The organism is Enterococcus pallens ATCC BAA-351 (genome assembly GCF_000407485.1).
GTDB classification, from domain to species: Bacteria; Bacillota; Bacilli; order Lactobacillales; family Enterococcaceae; genus Enterococcus_A; species Enterococcus_A pallens.
The window spans coordinates 1,325,066-1,344,353 of sequence record NZ_ASWD01000001.1; the positions used below are offsets into that span (position 1 = coordinate 1,325,066).

The 19,288-nt window shown below is 39.2% G+C and carries 19 protein-coding genes and 1 other annotated feature; of the genes, 16 read left to right on the forward strand and 3 right to left on the reverse strand.

Annotation, left to right across the window (positions count from 1 at the left end; translation table 11 throughout):
* The first annotated feature begins 76 nt into the window (after positions 1 to 76).
* Positions 77 to 320: a binding site (T-box leader), on the forward strand.
* A 75-nt stretch (positions 321 to 395) separates the two neighbouring features.
* From I588_RS06305 to I588_RS06325, 5 genes are all read left to right on the forward strand, one after another.
* Positions 396 to 1,211 carry a MetQ/NlpA family ABC transporter substrate-binding protein gene (locus I588_RS06305; protein WP_010758136.1) on the forward strand — a complete coding sequence of 272 codons (816 nt, stop codon included), beginning with the start codon at positions 396 to 398 and terminating at the stop codon, positions 1,209 to 1,211.
* A gap of 41 nt (positions 1,212 to 1,252) precedes the next feature.
* Positions 1,253 to 1,768: a peptide-methionine (S)-S-oxide reductase MsrA gene (msrA, locus tag I588_RS06310; RefSeq protein ID WP_010758137.1), complete on the forward strand. Its 516-nt coding sequence runs from the start codon at positions 1,253 to 1,255 to the stop codon at positions 1,766 to 1,768.
* Between the two features lie 70 nt (positions 1,769 to 1,838).
* A complete protein-coding gene (locus I588_RS06315) occupies positions 1,839 to 2,357 on the forward strand; it encodes a GNAT family N-acetyltransferase (RefSeq protein ID WP_010758138.1) in 519 nt (172 codons plus the stop codon).
* Between the two features lie 16 nt (positions 2,358 to 2,373).
* Positions 2,374 to 2,916, forward strand: coding sequence for a GNAT family N-acetyltransferase (locus I588_RS06320; RefSeq protein ID WP_010758139.1), 543 nt, complete (start codon positions 2,374 to 2,376; stop codon positions 2,914 to 2,916).
* 50 nt (positions 2,917 to 2,966) lie between these two features.
* Positions 2,967 to 4,694 carry a hypothetical protein gene (locus tag I588_RS06325; protein ID WP_010758140.1) on the forward strand — a complete coding sequence of 576 codons (1,728 nt, stop codon included), beginning with the start codon at positions 2,967 to 2,969 and terminating at the stop codon, positions 4,692 to 4,694.
* A 45-nt stretch (positions 4,695 to 4,739) separates the two neighbouring features.
* Here the strand turns inward: I588_RS06325 and I588_RS06330 are convergent, their stop codons facing one another.
* Positions 4,740 to 5,456, reverse strand: coding sequence for a DUF1361 domain-containing protein (locus I588_RS06330; RefSeq protein ID WP_010758141.1), 717 nt, complete (start codon positions 5,454 to 5,456; stop codon positions 4,740 to 4,742).
* A gap of 60 nt (positions 5,457 to 5,516) precedes the next feature.
* A complete protein-coding gene (locus I588_RS06335) occupies positions 5,517 to 6,950 on the reverse strand; it encodes a basic amino acid/polyamine antiporter (protein ID WP_010758142.1) in 1,434 nt (477 codons plus the stop codon).
* 192 nt (positions 6,951 to 7,142) lie between these two features.
* Between I588_RS06335 and I588_RS28030 the strand changes: the two genes are divergently transcribed.
* The gene (locus tag I588_RS28030) at positions 7,143 to 7,268 is read left to right on the forward strand and encodes a hypothetical protein (RefSeq protein WP_010758143.1); all 126 of its coding nucleotides are present in this window, start codon (positions 7,143 to 7,145) and stop codon (positions 7,266 to 7,268) included.
* A 126-nt stretch (positions 7,269 to 7,394) separates the two neighbouring features.
* Here the strand turns inward: I588_RS28030 and I588_RS06340 are convergent, their stop codons facing one another.
* Positions 7,395 to 8,489 carry an iron-containing alcohol dehydrogenase family protein gene (locus tag I588_RS06340; protein ID WP_010758144.1) on the reverse strand — a complete coding sequence of 365 codons (1,095 nt, stop codon included), beginning with the start codon at positions 8,487 to 8,489 and terminating at the stop codon, positions 7,395 to 7,397.
* Between the two features lie 333 nt (positions 8,490 to 8,822).
* On the opposite strand from I588_RS06340, the gene I588_RS06345 reads away from it, so the two are divergent.
* The 10 genes from I588_RS06345 (at position 8,823) to I588_RS06390 (ending at position 19,239) form a co-directional block, all read left to right on the forward strand.
* A complete protein-coding gene (locus I588_RS06345; protein WP_010758145.1) occupies positions 8,823 to 10,277 on the forward strand; it encodes an ABC transporter substrate-binding protein/permease in 1,455 nt (484 codons plus the stop codon).
* Positions 10,270 to 10,992, forward strand: coding sequence for an amino acid ABC transporter ATP-binding protein (locus tag I588_RS06350; protein ID WP_010758146.1), 723 nt, complete (start codon positions 10,270 to 10,272; stop codon positions 10,990 to 10,992). The genes I588_RS06345 and I588_RS06350 overlap by 8 nt, the downstream gene beginning before the upstream one ends.
* Before the next feature lie 17 nt (positions 10,993 to 11,009).
* Complete coding sequence (locus I588_RS06355; RefSeq protein ID WP_010758147.1) at positions 11,010 to 12,161, forward strand: pyridoxal phosphate-dependent aminotransferase; 1,152 nt, start codon at positions 11,010 to 11,012, stop codon at positions 12,159 to 12,161.
* Positions 12,162 to 12,246: 85 nt separating this feature from the next.
* Positions 12,247 to 13,104: an AraC family transcriptional regulator gene (locus I588_RS06360; RefSeq protein WP_010758148.1), complete on the forward strand. Its 858-nt coding sequence runs from the start codon at positions 12,247 to 12,249 to the stop codon at positions 13,102 to 13,104.
* A gap of 272 nt (positions 13,105 to 13,376) precedes the next feature.
* Complete coding sequence (locus I588_RS06365; protein ID WP_010758149.1) at positions 13,377 to 13,955, forward strand: TetR/AcrR family transcriptional regulator; 579 nt, start codon at positions 13,377 to 13,379, stop codon at positions 13,953 to 13,955.
* A gap of 143 nt (positions 13,956 to 14,098) precedes the next feature.
* Positions 14,099 to 15,439, forward strand: coding sequence for an aldehyde dehydrogenase family protein (locus I588_RS06370; RefSeq protein ID WP_010758150.1), 1,341 nt, complete (start codon positions 14,099 to 14,101; stop codon positions 15,437 to 15,439).
* A 10-nt stretch (positions 15,440 to 15,449) separates the two neighbouring features.
* Positions 15,450 to 16,340 (forward strand): phosphate acyltransferase, encoded by an 891-nt coding sequence (locus I588_RS06375; RefSeq protein WP_010758151.1) that lies wholly within the window; start codon positions 15,450 to 15,452, stop codon positions 16,338 to 16,340.
* 4 nt (positions 16,341 to 16,344) lie between these two features.
* Positions 16,345 to 17,409 carry a butyrate kinase gene (buk, locus tag I588_RS06380; RefSeq protein WP_010758152.1) on the forward strand — a complete coding sequence of 355 codons (1,065 nt, stop codon included), beginning with the start codon at positions 16,345 to 16,347 and terminating at the stop codon, positions 17,407 to 17,409.
* 18 nt (positions 17,410 to 17,427) lie between these two features.
* Entirely contained in the window at positions 17,428 to 18,546 is a 1,119-nt protein-coding gene (locus tag I588_RS06385; RefSeq protein WP_010758153.1) for an NAD(P)-dependent alcohol dehydrogenase, read from the forward strand.
* Between the two features lie 15 nt (positions 18,547 to 18,561).
* Entirely contained in the window at positions 18,562 to 19,239 is a 678-nt protein-coding gene (locus tag I588_RS06390; RefSeq protein ID WP_010758154.1) for a hypothetical protein, read from the forward strand.
* Positions 19,240 to 19,288: the final 49 nt, after the last annotated feature.

Here is a 19,288-nt window from a genome sequence, read left to right on the forward strand (position 1 = left end):
GAAAGAAAAAATTTGAAAAATCAGCAAGTTTTGTTTGTAATTTCCTTCATTTTATATTATCATCAATCCAACATAATATTTCGTGTAGAAGAGAAGAGTAATCATAACGTGAACATTAGCAGAGACTCCGGTTGGTGAAAAAGGAGAATGGAAAGTTAAGGTGAAGATGAGCTCGGAGCATTTAAGCTGTTCACGCAGCTTAAACGGTCGCAACCGTTATTTTGCCGCGTATCTATTTAGCTAAGTCTAAGTACGTACGGTTGAGGTATTAGAGAACTAATACGAATAAGGGTGGTACCGCGAAAGCATTCGTCCCTTGGGCTGTTAAGCAATTAACAGGTCAAGGGATGAATGCTTTTTTTGCATTTCATCAACAAAAAAGGAGGAAAACAAGGATGAAAAAAATAGTTAGCTTTTTAGTTTTAACTGGGCTTTTATTATTGGCTGGCTGCAGCAACAAAGCATCTGGCAGTGATGCGGAGACATTAAAGGTAGGGGCTTCCCCAACCCCTCATGCTGAAATTTTGGAACATATTAAGCCGTTACTGAAAAAAGAAGGGGTCAATTTGGAGATCGTAAAGTTTGATGATTACATTTTACCTAATAAGTCTTTAGCAGAAGGAGAGATTGATGCCAATTATTTCTCAACGGTTCCTTACTTTAACTTGCAGAAGGCCGAAAATAATTATGATTTTGCCAATGTAGCAGGCATTCATTTAGAACCGATGGGTATTTATTCTCATGATATAAAAAAGGTAGCTGATATTCCAGAAGGGGCAACGGTGATTGTGTCCAATGTAGCTTCTGAATGGGGAAGAGTGCTGCGAATTTTTGAACAGAATGGCTTGATCAAGGTTAAAGAGGGAGTTGCGATTGATAAGGCAACCTTTAATGATATCACTGATAATCCTAAAAAGTTAGTCTTCAAGCATGATGTAGAGCCTACCCTGCTGGCGACAGCTTATGAAAACAAAGAGGGGGATTTAGTAGCTATCAATTCTAACTTTGCCTACGAAAAAGGGTTGAATCCAGTGAAGGACTCGTTGATGCTAGAAGATAAGGATTCTCCATATGTGAATATTATTGCTACTAGGACTAAAGACAAAGACGATCCGCGAGTGAAAAAGCTGGTTGCAGCCTTGCAAGATAAAGAAGTACAAGCTTGGATCGAAGAAAAATGGGGCGGCTCAGTAATTCCCGTCAGTAAATAGCTGCTACAGAAATTGAAACAAATGAAGTGGAGGAATGAATAATGGAACGTGCAATTTTCGCTGGAGGCTGCTTTTGGTGCATGATTAAGCCCTTTGATGCTTTACCAGGCATTCACTCTGTATTTTCAGGCTACACTGGAGGACATGTAGAAAATCCAACTTATGAACAAGTGAAGAGTCATCAAACCGGACATACCGAAGCGGTAGAAATTATTTTTGATCCCGAACAAATTTCTTACAAGGAATTAGTCGAGCTATATTGGCAGCAGACCGATCCCACCGATGCTTTCGGCCAATTCGAAGATCGCGGTGACAACTATCGTCCAGTGATTTTCTACTTTAATGAAGAACAAAGACAGATTGCTGAAGAAAGTAAACAAGCTTTGGCTGATAGCGGCAAGTTTAAAGAACCGATTGTTACTAGTATCGAACCTGCTGTTACCTTTTATTTAGCAGAAGAAGAGCATCAAGATTATTATAAGAAGCATCCTGAAAATTATGCCCGTAATGCCAAACGCAGAAAAACGTTTATTGAAAATGTTTGGCTAGAAAAATAGAAATTTCTTCACAGCTCTTGAATCCTCTGACTTGTTTCGGTAAGATAAGCAGAAAAAAGGGGGATCGGGTGTGGGAATACAAATAAAAGCAATCAACGAGTTAGAAGTAAAAGCACTGCAAAAATTGAGTCTTCAAACATTCAATGATACGTTTAGTGCACAAAATACGCCAGAAAACATGGAAGCTTATGTTTCTGAAGCCTTTCAATTAACGAAATTGGCAGCCGAGCTGCAGCATCCGGATTCTGCTTTCTTTTTCATTTACACGGATGATCAACTGGCAGGCTATCTAAAAGTAAATGTCGAGCAAGCTCAAACAGAGGACATTGCTGAGAACGCCTTAGAAATCGAACGAATCTACGTGGATAAAGCCTTTAAGGGTCAAGGTTTAGGAAAACAATTAATCGAAAAAGCTATCGCTGTTGCACAAGAAAAGGGTAAGTCCTCCGTTTGGTTAGGCGTTTGGGAGAAAAATGAACCAGCGATAGGTTTTTATCAAAAGCAAGGGTTTCAGCAAGTCACCACACATTCTTTTTGGATGGGTGATGATGAACAAACGGATCTAATCATGGTAAAAAAACTGAAGTAGAGGAAAGGAAGATAAAATGAACATTCGCTTAGCAGAAGCAGCTGATGCATCGGCTCTATTGGCTATTTATGCCCCATATGTAACTGATACGGCAATCACGTTTGAGTATGAGATTCCCAGCATTGAAGAGTTTACCCGAAGAATCACAGCGACACTAAAGGAGTATCCTTATTTAGTTGCTGAAAGCGAGCAAGGTGAACTTTTGGGTTATGCGTATGCACATGCATACAAAGAACGGGCCGCATACAATTGGAGTGTAGAAGTTACCGTTTATTTGTCAGAAAAGGCTAAAGGACAAGGGCTTGGGAAAAAATTATATCAAGCTTTGGAGACAGAGCTAAGTAAGCAAAACATTTTGATATTAACCGCCTGTATTACTGGTGGTAATACCCACAGTATTCAATTTCATGAAAAATTGGGCTATCAGCAAGTAGGGGTTTTTAAACAAATTGGCTACAAATTTGAGCAGTGGCACGATGTCTACTGGCTGCAAAAAACAATTGCTCAGCCAACTGTTCCTATGAAAAAGATGATTCCTTACCGAGAATTAAACATTTAGTGCATTTTTTGTTGTATACTAAGTGAATTAGAACAATCTCGGAGGAGTTAATGAAAAAGAACAGCGTTAAAATTTTTTATTTGGTATTAATTACTGCAACAATTCTTAGAATTATCTTGGCTTATTTGATCCCTGTAAAGGTGTATATGCAAGCAGAATATGATGACGCCTTGTCAATTAATCAAGCGTTGTTCATTTTAGCTGGTAAATGGTTAGGCCCTTATGATATCGAAACCTTGTCAAAAGGCTTTTCCTATACTTTCTTTTTGTTGGCGAATCATTTTAGTCGAATTCCGTATCCAATTTTTTTAGTTTTGTTTAACATCATAGCGGGTATTGGGATAATTATTGCCTTCAAACCCCTCATTAAGAATAAATTTATTTTGGGCTTTAGTTACTTATTTTTGATCTATTCGCCGATTACCTTATCCTCAGATTTCTCTTTACGAATTTATCGTAATAGCTTAGTTTTTGGGACGGTTTTGTTGTTATTGGCTGGAATTATCGGGATGTACCTAAGAAAAAGAGACTCGCTAAAAAAACAATTGCCATGGCTGCTGCTGCAAATCATAATCTTACCTTTTTTTTGGTATTTGCGTGAAGATTCAATCTGGATCGCACCGCTTTATGGGACGGTTATTCTGCTGCTGCTGTTTGATCGAATACAGTATCTAAAAGAAGCAAACAAACCGAAATTTGTCGGTGTATTGAAGCAGATAATATTGCTGACAATGCCTTTTTTGTCCTTACTGTTGGTTACGTTAGGGATTTCACAAGTGAATTTTCAGCATTATCAAATTTTTACTGTAAATGATCGAACCAAAACTTCCTTTGCTGAAATAACTAAGCACTTAATTCAAATTGACAACAGCGAGTGGGACAGCTCTGAAATTGTAAACGATGAAGCTGTCTGGGTATCCAAAAACACCTTTGAGAAGGCCATGGAAGCTTCTCCAACCCTAGCAGAATATCGAGATGAGATTCATTGGATGCAGGAAGAATCTTTTTGGCCTGATACTTGGCCGTTAAAAAGTGACGAAGTTCCTGGAGATATGACTATTTGGGGCTTAAGAGATGCGTTTAAACGAGGTGGCTTGTATAAATCTGGTGCCGAAAATGAACGAGTCTTCAAAAAGATTAGTCAAGAATTACAGACTGCTTTTGATGAAGGGAAATTCGAAAAAAAGAAAACCATCTTTATTTCGAAGCAAAGCAATGGGAAACATATAGCGGATATTCCTAAAGTATTGATTTATACAGCAACTGGAATTCGTGAAACTACCATGTATACAAGCTATAATACAAGCTACGGTGGTTCTATTTTTATTCCCGGATCACCAGCTATTGATATTCTAAACCTGTTAAATGTTCAGCCATTAGCCATGGCATCCGTGCAAACCAGCTTTGAATACGAAAGAACGAAATCGTATGTTTTAGCTGGAAATATTATCATTAAGGCTTACAAAATAGTTTCACCCATGCTAGCCGTTATTTCATTGATAGTCTACCTTATTTCAATAAAAGCATTTGTCAAAACGAAGAATAAAAATGAACGCAAGAATTTGTATACTTTCTTGCTTATCATTACTGGTTTAGGCTTAACGTATCTGCTGTACCTTTTTGGAGTGTCTTGGTTTGCCACTTGGGCACCTGGCGGAAAAGGAATTTTTATGTCTTTCTATACCGGAGCAGGTGTTCCTTTGATGCAGCTGATCGAAATTTTGTGTATAACTCTACTGATCCAGAGCTGGCAAAAACGAAAAGAAGCAAATAAATAAGTAAAACGTTAATCAATAGCCATTAGGCGGTAGTGATTGACGTTTTTAGCGCACCATTTGCCATAAGGGATTCAAAAAAGTAACCGCATAAAATAGAGCAAAGAATATTCCATATAATAAGGTGAACAATATAGCATCTCGACGATGATTTTTCTCACGAAAATGTTTCAATAACTTTTGCATAAATTGAATTGGATGAAATAAATCCCACGTATAAAAACGAATATAACGACCTAAATAAATCCCAAAGCTTAATACAGGGAAAACTAACCAAGTCAACACCCAGAATAGTGGCGTGTTAATGCTAGTAATAGTATCGGGGTCTAAATAGATAATAAAAGTGAATTGCAGCAAGACAATATTCAAAGCTGTATTCAACACTCCGGAAATAGCTAGACTAAGCACAGCAATAATATCATACCAGATGGGCACCTCAATCTTATCCATTTCACGATGGGTTAAGTTTAGTTCTGTTACTAAATATCCAGCATTAGGCAAAAAGATTAACCAAACAAGCAAGCCGATAATTAAGATCAAGCTGCTGATTACTCCCAGCAGTTCAAAGGAAGTCACTGCTGATAGCCAACCAAAAAATAATTGCAGTGCTAGTGTTCCTAGTAAAATGAATATAGGAATCACAGACAGCTTGAAATTGTAAATCATTGGTCTAAAAAGTTTTGTTTGGAAAATTTTTGGCCGAATTATGATTAGCAGTAAAGCAAATAAATTGAAAATGATGGTAATAAAGAGCATCAATGCCATAAAAATCGTCCTCCTATTGTCAGAATAACTTAGGAAGACGATTAAGGGCAAGTGCAATGCTTAAGTATTAAACTGACCTAGCAGCACAATTAAACTCATGATGCCTAATAAGGTAATCGCAGTAAACAGATACTTTTCTTTGTTTCGTTGAAATAGTGGTCGTTGATAAGTATGGCTGTTCCACAACCAAAAGCTGAAGCCTAAAGCGTAAATTCCCACACAGTAAAGCAAATTCATTAAGCCGGAAGAATACAGCATATAAAGGCCGTAAAGAATTGCTCCCAAGGACAGCAGCCGATGACTTTGGTTTTGTTTGTCTTTGGAAAGCCGCCATAAAAAAGCTGCTGACAAAACATAAGGAATCAATACCATCGTAGTGGCTGTATCCGTGACTGCTTGAAAGGCATCCATAGCTAGACGTGAGAAGATGAAGACGATCTGCATAATCATTCCATTTAGAATTAAAGCATTCACTGGCGCATTGTGCTGATTTTCTTTGCCCAGAAAAGCTGGAAACATTCGGTCATTCGCAGCATCGTAAGAAATTTCAGCAGCTAAAATTGTCCAAGAAATCCAAGCACCTAATACAGAAATAATCACGCCAACATCAATCATGCGAGCACCCCAAGTTCCAACGGCTGCATTTAAGACACCGCTCAGGGAGGGATTCGGCAACTGCATCAAGGTTTCCTGAGGCAGAATTCCAAAGCTTAGCATTACAATTAATACGTAAATAGCTAGAGTAGTTCCGTAACCAATTAAGGTTGCTCTGCCTACATCCTTTGCTCGTTTTGCCCGGCCAGAAAGTACTACAGCGCCTTCAATTCCTACGAAGACCCACATCGTTTGCAGCATCGCATGCTTCACTTGGCTGCCAATCCCGCCTAAATTGCCACCAATTACTTGAATATTTTTAGCAAATAAATCCACAGAAAAAACGGAATAGCGAAAATGAGTAATCAAAATAAAAATCCCAATGAAAATCGGCACTATCTTCGCAAAGGTTGCCACGATGTTAAGAGCGTTAGCAGCTCGAATTCCACGAGAAACTAAAATGACTACCAGCCAAATCATCAAACTACCTAAATACAGCCCCAATGTTCCTTTAGCTCCACCAATTTTGGGTAGAAACTTGCTTAGCGCATCCAAAAATAGAATGACAAAGGAAACATTTCCAATGATATTGCTTAGCCAATAGCCCCATGCAGAATTAAATCCAACATAGGCCCCAAAACCATCCTTCGCATAATAGTAAATTCCGCCGGTAATTTCCGGTTGTTCATTAGCTAGTGTTTGAAACACTTTGGCAATGAAAAAGACTCCCACTCCGGTAATTGACCAAGCAATTAATGAAGCAGCTGCACCGGCTGATTGTGAGATACTACTGGGCAGGTTGAAAACACCGCCACCAAGCATGGAGCCTACAACGATCATAGTTAATCCTAATAACCCAACTTCTTTGTGTGAAGAAGTTTTTGTTGGTTGCTTCTCCATAGATTCCTCCTTGAAAAATAATAGTCTATTCATTCAAACATATAAGGATGAAAGAAGGCAAACAATCTGTATAAAAAATAAGCAAGAGCTTTATCACCATATTCTAATTAAAATCAATTCATTCTATTCTTTACCTAGACCAATGAGAAATGTTAAGGTGTGAGTGAGTAAAATAAGGAGGCAAAATACTGTATGAAAAGAGAAAAGAATGGTCCTAGGAACCAAGTGAAGTCAAGTGACATCTTATTGGAATTACTAGCGTTGTTCATTCTAATTTCGTTAACGATTTATGCCGCAAAAACTGGGAAATTATTCTGAGGAAGACATCTAAATAAGATGTCTCCTTTTTTTATTTCATATAGACCAATTAAATAACCAGCCTGATAAGACAAAATATATAACATCAGTTATTAATTAACTTTTTATAACAAAAAGACACATGGGTCAGCTCCATGCGTCAGTTGTTAAGATTTCTAAATCTTTCATAGCCTGTATAATGACTTCTGGTGTGATGGTCTCTTTCATAAAATGGATCATTTCATCTGGAGCACTGGCACGTTTTGCCACTTGCTGGTAATCATCTTCAGTTAATGATAAATTCATTGCCTGTAAATTGATTGGTAAATCCAATTTTTGATAAAAAGGCAATAGCTGACGAATTTCTGCAACTTTTTGTTCAATCATCAATTGAACTAAGATCCCATAAGCTACTTTGTTTCCATGGAGCTGTTTGTGGGAGTCTGGTAAAACAGTTAGTGCATCATGAATTGAATGAGCCCCAGAAGTTCGACCGTATTCATCACCGAAGCCACCCACCATACCAGCAAGTAAAATGTTCGTTTCTACAATATCGATAAAAGCTTGATTTAATTGTTGAGCCCTCATTGCTTGCAAGGCCGCGCTGCTTTCAGCAAGCAATATATCCCGACACTTTTTAGCCGCAAATTCCGCTACTTGGATTTCAATTGGTTTAATGGTCAGCTGGGAAATGATGGCATCAGACTCGTACCATTTTGCCAAAGTATCGCCTATTCCGGCTACCATTAATTCATAGGGTGATTCCAGTAAAACCTGCGGGTCGATTAAGACTAAATCAGTTGCCTTTGGAAAAATATCATAGCGCAGCATCACACCTTCATCATTATAGACAACACTTAAAGGTGTATAGGCAGCACAAGTGGCAGCTAAAGTTGGTAAAATAATTACCGGTAAATTTAAATGATAAGCGGTTAATTTAGTCAAGTCTGCAACCTTTCCACCACCTACTGCAATTAATACCTCTGCTTGATTTTCGCGGGCTATTTGGACAAAATGCTCGGCTGCTTCATCGGTGCATTTTTTACCATAATAATAGAAGAAAGTTTCACAATTCGGTAAGCTTGGAAAATAAGATTTTACTGCTTGCCAGGAAGTCTCTCCGTGAAGAATCATTACTTTGCTTAAATTTCTTCTTGCTAAGTGCTCAGGCAAAGCCTGCCAAGCATCGGTTTTCAATTCATATTCTTGTGGAGCGCCTCGCACAATCAAGTTTGTCGCCATATTATCCGCTTCTTTCATTCAATCTTCATTTTTTCTATTATAGTCAGAAATGCTAAGAAAAGTCTATGAACTTTTTATAGTTTAGTAGATCAATAGAAAGCGATCAGTATCAATTGCTTATAATATATTTATTTTAAACTTTGGATGAAATAGCTAGTAAGAATTTTTATGAAATTATTTGTTGGAAAAGAATTGTTTTCTATGAAATAACTACTCTAGATAGCTTGTTTTAACTCCTGACTTATGGTAGGATAAATCCATTAAACGAATGTATATTTATTCTTCAATGAGTGCTGTTAGTTATTATTATTCATTATTTAGGGAGTGGACGGGATGAAACAAAAAGTAAAAGCCTGCTTAACGATACTTATGTTACTGGCAAGTATTTTTCCATTTGTATCAGTACAAGCAGAAGAAACAGATCCGATTTATGAGCGGATCCAGCAAAGCGGGGAGCTGGTCGTTGGTCTATCAGCGGATTATGGCCCTTATGAATTTCACGCAGAGGTAGATGGCAAAGATAAAATTGTCGGTTTTGATGTCTCGATTGCAGAAAAAATTGCCAAGGATATGGGCGTCAAATTAAAAATCGAAGAGCTGGGCTTTGATGCACTGTTGGGGGCATTGAAAACTGGTAAAATTGATATGGTAATTTCAGGAATGTCGATCACAGAAGAACGCTTGAAGGAAGTAGACTTTTCTGATCCGTATTACATCGTAAAACAAAAGGTACTGGTTCGTAAAGACGATGCGGAAAAATTTAAGTCAACTGCCGATTTCAACGGTATACCTGTTGGTGCGCAAAAACAGACAACGCAAGAGGATTTAGCTAAAAATGAAATGACTGGGTCAGAGGTCACTTCTTTGCAAAAAGTACCCGATCTAATTAACAATTTAATTAACCAAAAAATTGATGCGGTAGTTCTAGAAGAACCAATTGCAGAAGCTTATGTGCAACAAAGTGACAACGTGGCGATTGCTCCAGTTGAGTTTGAACAGGGAGAAAAGGTTACTGCCATTGCGATTTCGAAAAACACACCCGTATTGAAGCAGCATGTCAATGAATCTATTGCTGAAATTAATGATCAAGATTTATTGGATGGCTATTTAAAAGATGCCAACAAATTGATGTTCCAAGAGGATCAAACCTTCTTTCAAAAATATTTACCTTACTATTTAAGTGGGGCGAAATACACCATTTTGTTAGCTTTCGTTGGGGTTCTATTTGGAATGATCGTTGGCAGCTTACTGGCATTGATGAAATTAAGCAAAAACAAATTGTTACGCTTTTTAGCAATTGCTTACATTGAGTATGTTCGCGGTACACCACTTTTAGTGCAAATTTTTATTGTGTATTTCGGAACGGGCGTTTTAGGCTTGGATTTATCTAAATTAGTTGCCGGCTGTATCGCGGTTTCACTAAACAGTGGGGCTTATGTGGCAGAAATTGTGCGGGCTGGAATTAATGCCGTAAATAAAGGGCAAACCGAGGCTGCACGTTCTCTGGGAATGAATCAAAAAGAAGCGATGCGCTATATCGTCTTCCCTCAGGCCATTAAAAATATATTGCCAGCATTGGGCAACGAGTTTGTGACGATTATCAAGGAGTCTTCGGTGGTATCGGTTATTGGAGTATCGGAACTAATTTTCCAAACAGGCGTTGTTCAAGGAGCCAGCTTCAAGCCATTCTTGCCATACGTGATCGTTTCACTGATTTATTTCGTGATGACTTTCTGTATTTCACGTTTACTAGGCTTGGCGGAAAGGAGATTAGGGGTTAATGATTAACGTAAAGAATCTAACCAAAACCTTTGGTGATAATGAAGTATTAAAATCAATTAATTTAACTGTGAATGCTGGTGAAGTAGTTGTAATCATCGGGCCCTCGGGCAGCGGGAAAAGTACCATTTTACGTTGTTTAAACTTATTGGAAACACCAACTTCAGGTGAAATTACTTTCGAAGGACAAAATATTACATCGCCAACTGTCAACATTGATCAGCTGCGGCAAAAGATGGGTATGGTTTTTCAAAATTTTAACCTGTTTCCTCATATGAGTGTTTTGGATAATTTAACCATTACACCTATAAAAATCAAAAAAGAGGATCCTCAGCAAGCGAAGCAAAAAGCGTTGGCTTTACTGGATCAGGTAGGTCTAAAAGATAAAGCTGACGCATACCCTTCCAGCCTGTCTGGAGGGCAGCAGCAACGGGTAGCTATTGCTAGAGCTTTAGCGATGAATCCAGACGTGATGCTGTTTGACGAACCGACCTCAGCTCTTGATCCAGAAATGGTAGGCGAAGTGTTGAGTGTTATGCAGGACCTAGCGGAAAAAGGCATGACCATGGTAGTAGTAACCCACGAAATGGGCTTCGCCAAAGAAGTGGCTGATCGGGTTATCTTTATGGCAGATGGTATCATCCAGGAAGAGGGTACACCAGAAGAAATCTTTGATCACCCGCAAAATTTACGGACACAAGATTTCTTAAATAAAGTCTTATAGAAATAGGGAGAATTAGGATGGATCAAACAAAATTAGCGCAACGCTTTCAACAGCCGGCCGAAAATCTGTTGATGCGAATTGCTGTATTAGCGAAAGAAACTGAAGACATTATTGATTTATCAATTGGTGATCCAGATATTATTACTCACCAAACAATCATTGAGGCTGCCTATCAGGATTTGAAAAAGGGTGCTACAAATTATACGTCACCAGCTGGAAAAAAAGAGTTTTTAGAAGCAATTGCTTCCTATTATAAAAAGAAGTACGACTTGACCTTCGCGACTAACCAAATCCGAGCAACGGTTGGGGCATTGCATGCCATGTATTTAGTGATGCAAGCTATTTTGGACCCAGGAGACGAAGTCATTATTCATGAACCCTTTTTCTCTCCTTATAAAGAGCAGGTTCTTTTATCTGGTGGGAAGCCGGTATTGGTGCCAACCTACGAAGAAAATCAGTTTCAGCTAAAGGTATCTGACTTGAAACAAGCAATTACTGATAAGACAAAGGCAATTATTATCAACTCGCCGAACAATCCAACAGGGGCAGTGTTCTCGCCAGCAACCTTAAAAGAAATAGCAGAAGTAGCTATTGAACATGACCTGTTTATTATCTCAGATGAAATTTACGAAGATTTTGCTTATAAAGAAACGTTTATCCCTATGGCAAAGCTTGCGCCAGATCATACCATTACCATTAGTGGTTTGTCGAAAGGTTTTGCCATGACAGGCTGGCGGATCGGTTATATGATTGCACCGAGCTACGTTAATGATATCGCTGGATTGATTAATGAGAGTGTAACCTATTCAGCCCCCACTGTTTCTCAGCATGCTGGAATTTACGCTTTGGAGCATTACCAAGACATTGTTCCAGAAAATGTCGCAATTTTCCGCGAGCGTTTGGAATATATTGAAAAACGTGTAGCGGAGATTCCATATCTATCCTTAGCACCAGTTGCTGGCAGCATGTATGCTTTCATTAATATTAGTCAAAGCGGACTTGGCTCTGTGGAATTCGTGGAAACCGTGCTAGAAAAAAGTGGTGTGCTATTTGTTCCTGGCCGTGCCTTTGGCGAAACGGTTGGTGATGAATATATCCGTTTAGCAGCCACTCAGTCTAAAGAACTGTTGCAAGAAGCCTTTGATCGTTTGGAAAAATTGAATTTTTAGTGCAAACTTCTCTTAGGTGTGCAAGAATAAAGAGGAATTGTTTGGATGTACTCTTTAAACTAAAAGTGTCGGAGGAAACAGGAAGATGGAATGGTTAGATTGGTTTAACGACAGTATTGCTTATGTAGAGAAACAGTTGACAGATGAGATTGATTTGGATGAAGCAGCTCGCTTAGCAAAATGCTCTACGTATCATTACCAACGAATGTTCTCCTATATCGCAGGAGTGACTTTAGGAGAATACATACGTCGCCGAAAAATGAGCTTGGCTGGCGTTGATTTGCAGCAGGGACAAAAGGTGATCGATGTAGCCGTTAAGTATGGCTATGAATCGCCCACATCTTTCAACCGAGTCTTTAAAACTGTTCATGGTATTACTCCGCAGGAAGCCAAAAAAAATGGTGCTAAATTAACCAGCTATCCTATGTTGACCTTCGCAATTACAGTTAAAGGGGTGCATGCAATGGAGTATCAATTGGTCGAAAAAGAAGCCTTTTATGTAGTCGGAACAGGTCTTGAGCTGGGGAAAAGCATGGAGGAGAATCAGCAAAGAATTCCTGTCTTTTGGAATGAATTTTCCGCCTCGGGAAATTTGGAAAAACTATTTCCCGTTATGGACATCAATAGTCCAGGAATATTAGGAATCAATATGATGACGGATATTGTTCAGGAAAATTGGGAATATGTGATTGCTGTTGCCTCAAATGAAGTGCCAACGGGATTTAAGCAATATCAAGTACCAGCGGCGAAATGGGCGATCTTCTCTGGACAAGGGGCGATGCCGCATGCTATTCAAGAATTAGGAAAGCAAATTTTTACTGAATGGCTGCCAACGTCAGGTTTTGAATACGCGGAGTTGCCGGATATGGAGGTCTATCTGAACAACAATCCTACAGATGCCAGCTTCCAAATCTGGTTGCCAGTAAGACCCAAAAGAAAGTAAAACAGATCTCAGCGGCTGAAAAGCAATCGCTGGGATTTTTCTATATAAACCGCTCCACCTCTTTCTTGAAGCGTTTTCTCTTTTTTTTACCATCGTGGTATAATAGGATGAATCATTAGTTTGTTTTTACGAAATCATTATTGTCTTACTAGTATATAAAAGAGATGTATTTCACAAACTAATAAAATACAATGTTTTTCCACCAATTTTTTTTAAGAAATTGAAGTAATTTGAATTGTATCATTTTGTTATTTATAGTGAGGAGGACAGGCATGGCACGAAAGAAAGACAGTCTAGTTACTAAGCAAGATCTGATGGATGCGGCTTTTAAGAACTTTTACGAGGTAGGCTTTGAAAATACGTCTCTGGAAAAGATATCAAGAGACGCTCATGTTAGTCGTGGCGCAGCTTATTGGCATTTTGCTAATAAGACCGAACTTTTCTATCAGCTGGTACTGCAAATTTTAGATGAAGTTCAAGCTGAAAAGCAGCTGATTATGGAAGATAACAAATTAACTTTCAAAGAAAAGATTGTTAAGGTAATTTATGTCCCTTACAATAACAGCATGAATTTTAAATTTCTCCAGCAGTCGTTAAAAACTATCGAGCTTCACCCAGAATTTGATGAGCTGCTGCAAAAAATACGTGAGTCTAAACGCCGATTGTATCAATTCTTTTTGCAAGGTCTAGTGGCAGAAGGTTTGAACGAAGCAGACTCACAGGCACTCGCCAGCTTATTTTATAACTACTTTGAAGGAATGTACGGCTCTGCTACGCCACAGGAAGTAAAGGATAAATATACCCTTTCAACTATTCGTCAAAACGTTTCTTTTATATTTGAAATGATCTAATTGCTAAAGTAACTTGTCCACTGACATTTATTGGACAAGTTACTTTTTTCACTATGTTGACAGCGCTTTCAAAGGAATATATGATGAGGTTGTAAGAAACATACAACGATGTATGTAAATAAAAGAAAGGAGTTTTAAGGGCTATGACAATTGAAGAAATGGTAAAAAATGCGCGTGCAGCAATGGAGGAAATCAGCGATTATGATCAAGCACAAACAGACAAAATGCTCTATGTAATCTCTAAGGCAGTTTTCGATCAAGCAGAACCTTTAGCAAAGTTGGCTATCGAAGAAACCCGTCTCGGACGTTTGGATCACAAAATCGGTAAAAATCAAGGCATGGCAACAAATATTTTTGGTGCTTTGAAAAATAAACCATCTGTCGGTGTTTTACGTGAAATTCCAGAAGAGGGATTAATCGAGGTTGGTCATCCGGTTGGGGTAATCGGTTCGGTAACACCAACAACTAATCCTACCATTACACCATTAGGAAATGGTTTGATGGCACTTAAAGGGAAAAATGCCATGATTGTCTCACCACATCCTCGTTCAAAGAAAACAACGAAAGAGACAATTGAGTTAATGCGAGAAGCCCTAGTCAGTGTCGGTGCACCAAGAGATTTATTACAAGTAATTGAAGAGCCAAGTATTGAAAAGTCACAGGAATTAATGAAGTCAGTTGATTTAATTGTTGCAACCGGGGGACCTGGGTTGGTTAAATCAGCTTATTCAAGCGGCAAACCAGCATACGGAGTAGGACCTGGTAACGTTCAAGCTATTTTAGATCGTGACTTTGACGTAGAAGCAGCAGCAGAGCTGACCGTGATTGGCCGCTCCTTTGATAACGGAATTGTATGCGCTTGCCAACAAAGTTTGATTTATCCAATGGAAAAAGAAGCAGAAGTCTTCAAGGCGTTAGAAGGCAAGCAGGCGGCGGTGATTACTGATGAAGGCGACTTATCCAAGTTGAGAGAAACTATTTTCCCAGAAGGCCGCGCAAATCCAGATATGATTGGGCAAGATCCAGATGTGATTGCTAAAGAGGCGGGTATTTCTATTCCAGCCGGTTCGCAAATTATTGCCGTTCGAGTAGATAAAGTTGGTGAAGCAGAGCTCTTCTGTAAAGAAAAAATGCTGCCAGTTTTAGCATTAAAAGGCTACGATACATTTGAAGAAGCAGTGGCTTATGCAAAAGAAAACCTACTATTAGAAGGAGCAGGTCACTCGGCAGGAGTATTCACTCATACAAAAGAACATATGGTTTATGCTGGTGAAGAATTACCAGTCAGCCGAGTAGTAATCAATCAACCAACGATTGATGCGGGGGGATCACCTGCCAACGGCTTGAATCCAACCGTTTCTCTGGGCTGCGGTTCTTGGGGCAACAATATCATCTCAGAAAACTTAAATTACAAACATTTAATCAATGTGTCACGAGTTGCAATGCCAGTTGAACCTAAAGATTCTGGTTCGCCATGGGATTAAGGTGGAATAAATGAAGAAATTTGATGAGTTGTTAGCTAATTTTTCCAGTGATCAAAAAATCCGTATCGGTGTCGTAAATGCCAGTGATGAAGTGACCATTCAATCGGTCTTCAATCCAAAAGTTCAAGAATACCTTGAACCAGTCTTAATTGGACCAGCAGCAACAATTGCAGATATCCTAGAAAAATTAGGATATTCTGCTACGATTGTTGACGCTGAAGGTGAAGATGCATGTGCTGAAAAAGGTGTTGAACTAGTTAAAGAAGGAAAAATCGACTTTTTAATGAAGGGGCACATCCAAACACGTCCATTTTTAAAAGCGATTGTGAATAAGGAAAAAGGAATTGCCAAAAGCGGTTTACTAAGCCACATTGCCTTAAACGAAATTCCTGCTTATCATAAATTGCTGTTAACCACAGATGGCGGCATGGTATTAGCACCAAGTAAAGAAGAGAAAAAAGTGTTAATTGAACATGGAATTGAAGTCATGAACAAAATTGGTGTTGCAAAACCGAAAGTAGGATTATTAGCAGCAGCAGAAGTGGTCAACCCTAAAGTACCGGCAACCATTGAAGCACAAGAAATCATGGAAGAATTCCAAAAAGATGCACCGGAATCCTGTTTTATTGATGGTCCGATTTCTCTAGACCTGTCATTAAGCAAAGAAGTGGCTGCAATCAAGCATTATGACAGTCCAGTAGCCGGAGATGCAGACATTGTTGTTGGACCAGATATTACCACCATGAATGTCTTAGGAAAAAGCTTGACGATTTTAGCTGGAGCTAAAATGGCGGGCATCATTATGGGTGCTCAGGTTCCGATTGTGATGACCTCTCGAGGCTCCACTGAAGAAGAAAAAGCCTATTCTATATTAGTCGCTATGTATTGCAGTAAGGGGTGAGTAAATGAAAATATTAGCCATTAACCCAGGCTCTACCTCTACCAAAGTATCCTATTATGTAGATGGTGAAATTATTGAGGAACAAAGTATTTCTCATACTACCGAAGAGCTGCAGCATTTTCAACGGCCTATCGATCAGATTGATTTTCGCCGTGATATTCTTCTAAGTTTCATGGAAGAAAAGGCCATCAATCCGAAAGAACTGGATGCTGTAGTGGGACGGGGCGGTATTTTACCACCTGTATCAGCGGGAGCCTTTGAAGTAAATGAAGACATGATACATTATTTGAAGCATGTAACCACAGTAGAACATCCTTCAAATTTAGGGGCCATTTTAGCTAATGAAATTAAGCTTAAGGGGAATGATAAAACTATTGCGCTAATCTATGATCCAGTTTCCGTTGATCAGTTTGAAGACATCGCCAGAATTTCTGGATTAAAAGGTATTGAACGCAAGAGCATTGGTCATGCACTGAACATGCGGGCAGTTGCTATGAAAGTTGCACGAGAGGAGGGCTTGGATTACAACAGTTCTACACTAATTGTTGCTCATTTAGGTGGGGGAAATTCCATCAGCATTCATCATAAGGGACGCATGATTGATTCTATTTCCGATGATGAAGGGCCATTTTCAACCGAACGAACCGGCGGAGTGCCTTTAAAGCATATCATTTCTTTGTGCTACGAGAAAACAGAAAAAGAAATGTTGCGGCTTTATAAACGCGAGGGTGGTTTGAAGTCTTATGCCGGAACCAGCGATGCCAGGGAGATTGAAGCACGAATTGCAGATGGGGATGAAGAGCTAAAGGTTGTCTATGATGCTTTTATCTATCAAATAGCTAAAGGGATTGGCGGATTAGCAACCGTAACGAATGGTCAAGTGGATCGGATTGTATTAACTGGGGGAGTGGCTCACTCTAAAGTAGTAGTCAGCGAATTAGAAAAACGAACGGGCTTTATTGCCCCAGTGATAGTAGTTGCCGGCGAACATGAAATGATTGCCTTATCAAAAGGGGCAGAGCGGGTCGTATTAGGTCAAGAAACAGCACAACAATTCCAATACAATTAATGAGAGGAGCTCAACTCAATGAAAATCAAAGCAGCGTTAGTAAAAGAAAAAGGTGCACCTTATGAAATTACCGATGTAGAATTAGCCGAAGTAGGAGCTAAAGATGTTTTAGTTAAAATTGTTGCCTCCGGTTTGTGTCGATCAGATTATGGGGAAAGAAATGGGAATAGTTTGGAGTTTCCAAATATTTTAGGGCATGAAGGTTCTGGGATTGTTGAACAGGTGGGGGATGCCGTTACTTCAGTTGAAGTTGGTGATCATGTTATTCTATCCTATGCTTATTGTGGTGAATGTAAACATTGTGCAGAAGGTCACCCATCTTCTTGTGATCGTTGGTTTGCGGTAAATAATATTGGGAAAAATCCTCGAGGAGAATATGTTCTTCATACAGAAGATGGTCAAGAAATTAATAACTTCTTTAATCAGTCATCATTTTCTACTTACAGCTTAACCGATGAATCAAATATCGTTAAAGTGTCTAAAGATGTTGACTTGCGTTTAGTAGGTCCATTAGGCTGCGGACTTGGAACCGGTAGTGGTGCGATTCTAAGTGTTTTAAAACCAAGAGTAGGGGAAAGCGTAGCGATCTTTGGAACCGGTGCAGTAGGCTTTGCGGCAATTATGGCAGCGAAAATTGCTGGCTGCTACCCAATTATTGCAATGGATATCAACGATGCCCGCTTAGAAAAAGCCAAAGAATTAGGTGCTAGCCATATCTTTAATAGTAAAGAGGCAAGTGCACAGGATTATATCATGGAAGTAACTGGGGGAGCCGGAGTAGATTATTCAATTGATACAACAGGTGTACCACCAATTATGACACAAGCCATGCATTCGTTAACTAATTCTGGAACCTTTGTCCCATTAGCAGTAACTAAAAATAATTTTGAGGTGAATACCTTCTTTGACCTAGTTTTCGGTAATAAAAAAATTCGAGGTGTACTGATTGGTGATACTATCGCTAAATTCCATTTACCAAACTTGATTGAATTCTACAAGCGTGGAGAGTTTCCGTTTGATCAATTTGTAAAATACTATGATTTTGAAGATATCAACCAAGCAGAGGCGGATTCGGTTAGCGGTGAGGTTATTAAAGCGGTCGTAGTGATGGACAAATCATATCAACCGCCAAGCTAAGAGGAGGGTATCACCATGAAAAAAGGAGATTTTATTTGGGCCCTACTATTCTTAATGGCATTAACCTTGTTCCTTGTGCCTAGTTCGCGGGAAATGATTTTGAGTGCTAGTAACGCTCACCATTATCTTAGCGGGTTTATCAAATTTGCGATTCTAGCGACGATGGGGGACGTTTTAGGGAAGCGAATTGTTTCAGGTGAGTATCTACTCTCTTCAAAAACGGCTTGGAGTGCACTAGTTTGGGGAATCATTGGCTGTATGGTAACGCTAGTATTTCCAGTATTTATGGGTGGTGCTGGACAAGCTCAAGCAGGTGGGTTACTACCGTTCTTTGAAGTACCAGTAGCACAAGCTGTTTTTGGAAGCAGTATTATGAACCTGACGTTTGCTCCAGCTATGAACACCTTTCACCGTCTAGCTGATCTATGGATTGAGAGTAAATACACTCATGAAAAAGTGTCTTTCAAAGGGTTAATTAATAAAATTGACTGGGGAACCTTTGTCACCTTTAACTGGCTGAAAGTGGGTATTTTCTTTTGGATTCCGGTGCATTCCATCGTTTTCTTATTGCCAGAGGACATCCGGGTAGCCGTAGCAGCCTTCAGCTCGATTGCTTTAGGAATTATCTTATCCTTTGCAGCCAAAAAAGGTAGTGAGCCAGCAAAAATTACAGAAGAAGAAGAGCTTGCGTAAATAAAACATTCTCTGGGGAGAGAAATGTAGGCGGATCGTTAACATCGAT

Bases quoted from the DNA above. Each gene is read 5' to 3' on its own strand.
- I588_RS06305 (WP_010758136.1), top strand. From the start codon at position 396: ATGAAAAAAATAGTTAGCTTTTTAGTTTTAACTGGGCTTTTATTATTG.
- msrA (WP_010758137.1), top strand. From the start codon at position 1,253: ATGGAACGTGCAATTTTCGCTGGAGGCTGCTTTTGGTGCATGATTAAG.
- I588_RS06320 (WP_010758139.1), top strand. From the start codon at position 2,374: ATGAACATTCGCTTAGCAGAAGCAGCTGATGCATCGGCTCTATTGGCT.
- I588_RS06325 (WP_010758140.1), top strand. From the start codon at position 2,967: ATGAAAAAGAACAGCGTTAAAATTTTTTATTTGGTATTAATTACTGCA.
- I588_RS06330 (WP_010758141.1), bottom strand. From the start codon at position 5,456: ATGGCATTGATGCTCTTTATTACCATCATTTTCAATTTATTTGCTTTA.
- I588_RS06335 (WP_010758142.1), bottom strand. From the start codon at position 6,950: ATGGAGAAGCAACCAACAAAAACTTCTTCACACAAAGAAGTTGGGTTA.
- I588_RS28030 (WP_010758143.1), top strand. From the start codon at position 7,143: ATGAAAAGAGAAAAGAATGGTCCTAGGAACCAAGTGAAGTCAAGTGAC.
- I588_RS06340 (WP_010758144.1), bottom strand. From the start codon at position 8,489: ATGGCGACAAACTTGATTGTGCGAGGCGCTCCACAAGAATATGAATTG.
- I588_RS06345 (WP_010758145.1), top strand. From the start codon at position 8,823: ATGAAACAAAAAGTAAAAGCCTGCTTAACGATACTTATGTTACTGGCA.
- I588_RS06350 (WP_010758146.1), top strand. From the start codon at position 10,270: ATGATTAACGTAAAGAATCTAACCAAAACCTTTGGTGATAATGAAGTA.
- I588_RS06355 (WP_010758147.1), top strand. From the start codon at position 11,010: ATGGATCAAACAAAATTAGCGCAACGCTTTCAACAGCCGGCCGAAAAT.
- I588_RS06360 (WP_010758148.1), top strand. From the start codon at position 12,247: ATGGAATGGTTAGATTGGTTTAACGACAGTATTGCTTATGTAGAGAAA.
- I588_RS06365 (WP_010758149.1), top strand. From the start codon at position 13,377: ATGGCACGAAAGAAAGACAGTCTAGTTACTAAGCAAGATCTGATGGAT.
- I588_RS06370 (WP_010758150.1), top strand. From the start codon at position 14,099: ATGACAATTGAAGAAATGGTAAAAAATGCGCGTGCAGCAATGGAGGAA.
- I588_RS06375 (WP_010758151.1), top strand. From the start codon at position 15,450: ATGAAGAAATTTGATGAGTTGTTAGCTAATTTTTCCAGTGATCAAAAA.
- buk (WP_010758152.1), top strand. From the start codon at position 16,345: ATGAAAATATTAGCCATTAACCCAGGCTCTACCTCTACCAAAGTATCC.
- I588_RS06385 (WP_010758153.1), top strand. From the start codon at position 17,428: ATGAAAATCAAAGCAGCGTTAGTAAAAGAAAAAGGTGCACCTTATGAA.
- I588_RS06390 (WP_010758154.1), top strand. From the start codon at position 18,562: ATGAAAAAAGGAGATTTTATTTGGGCCCTACTATTCTTAATGGCATTA.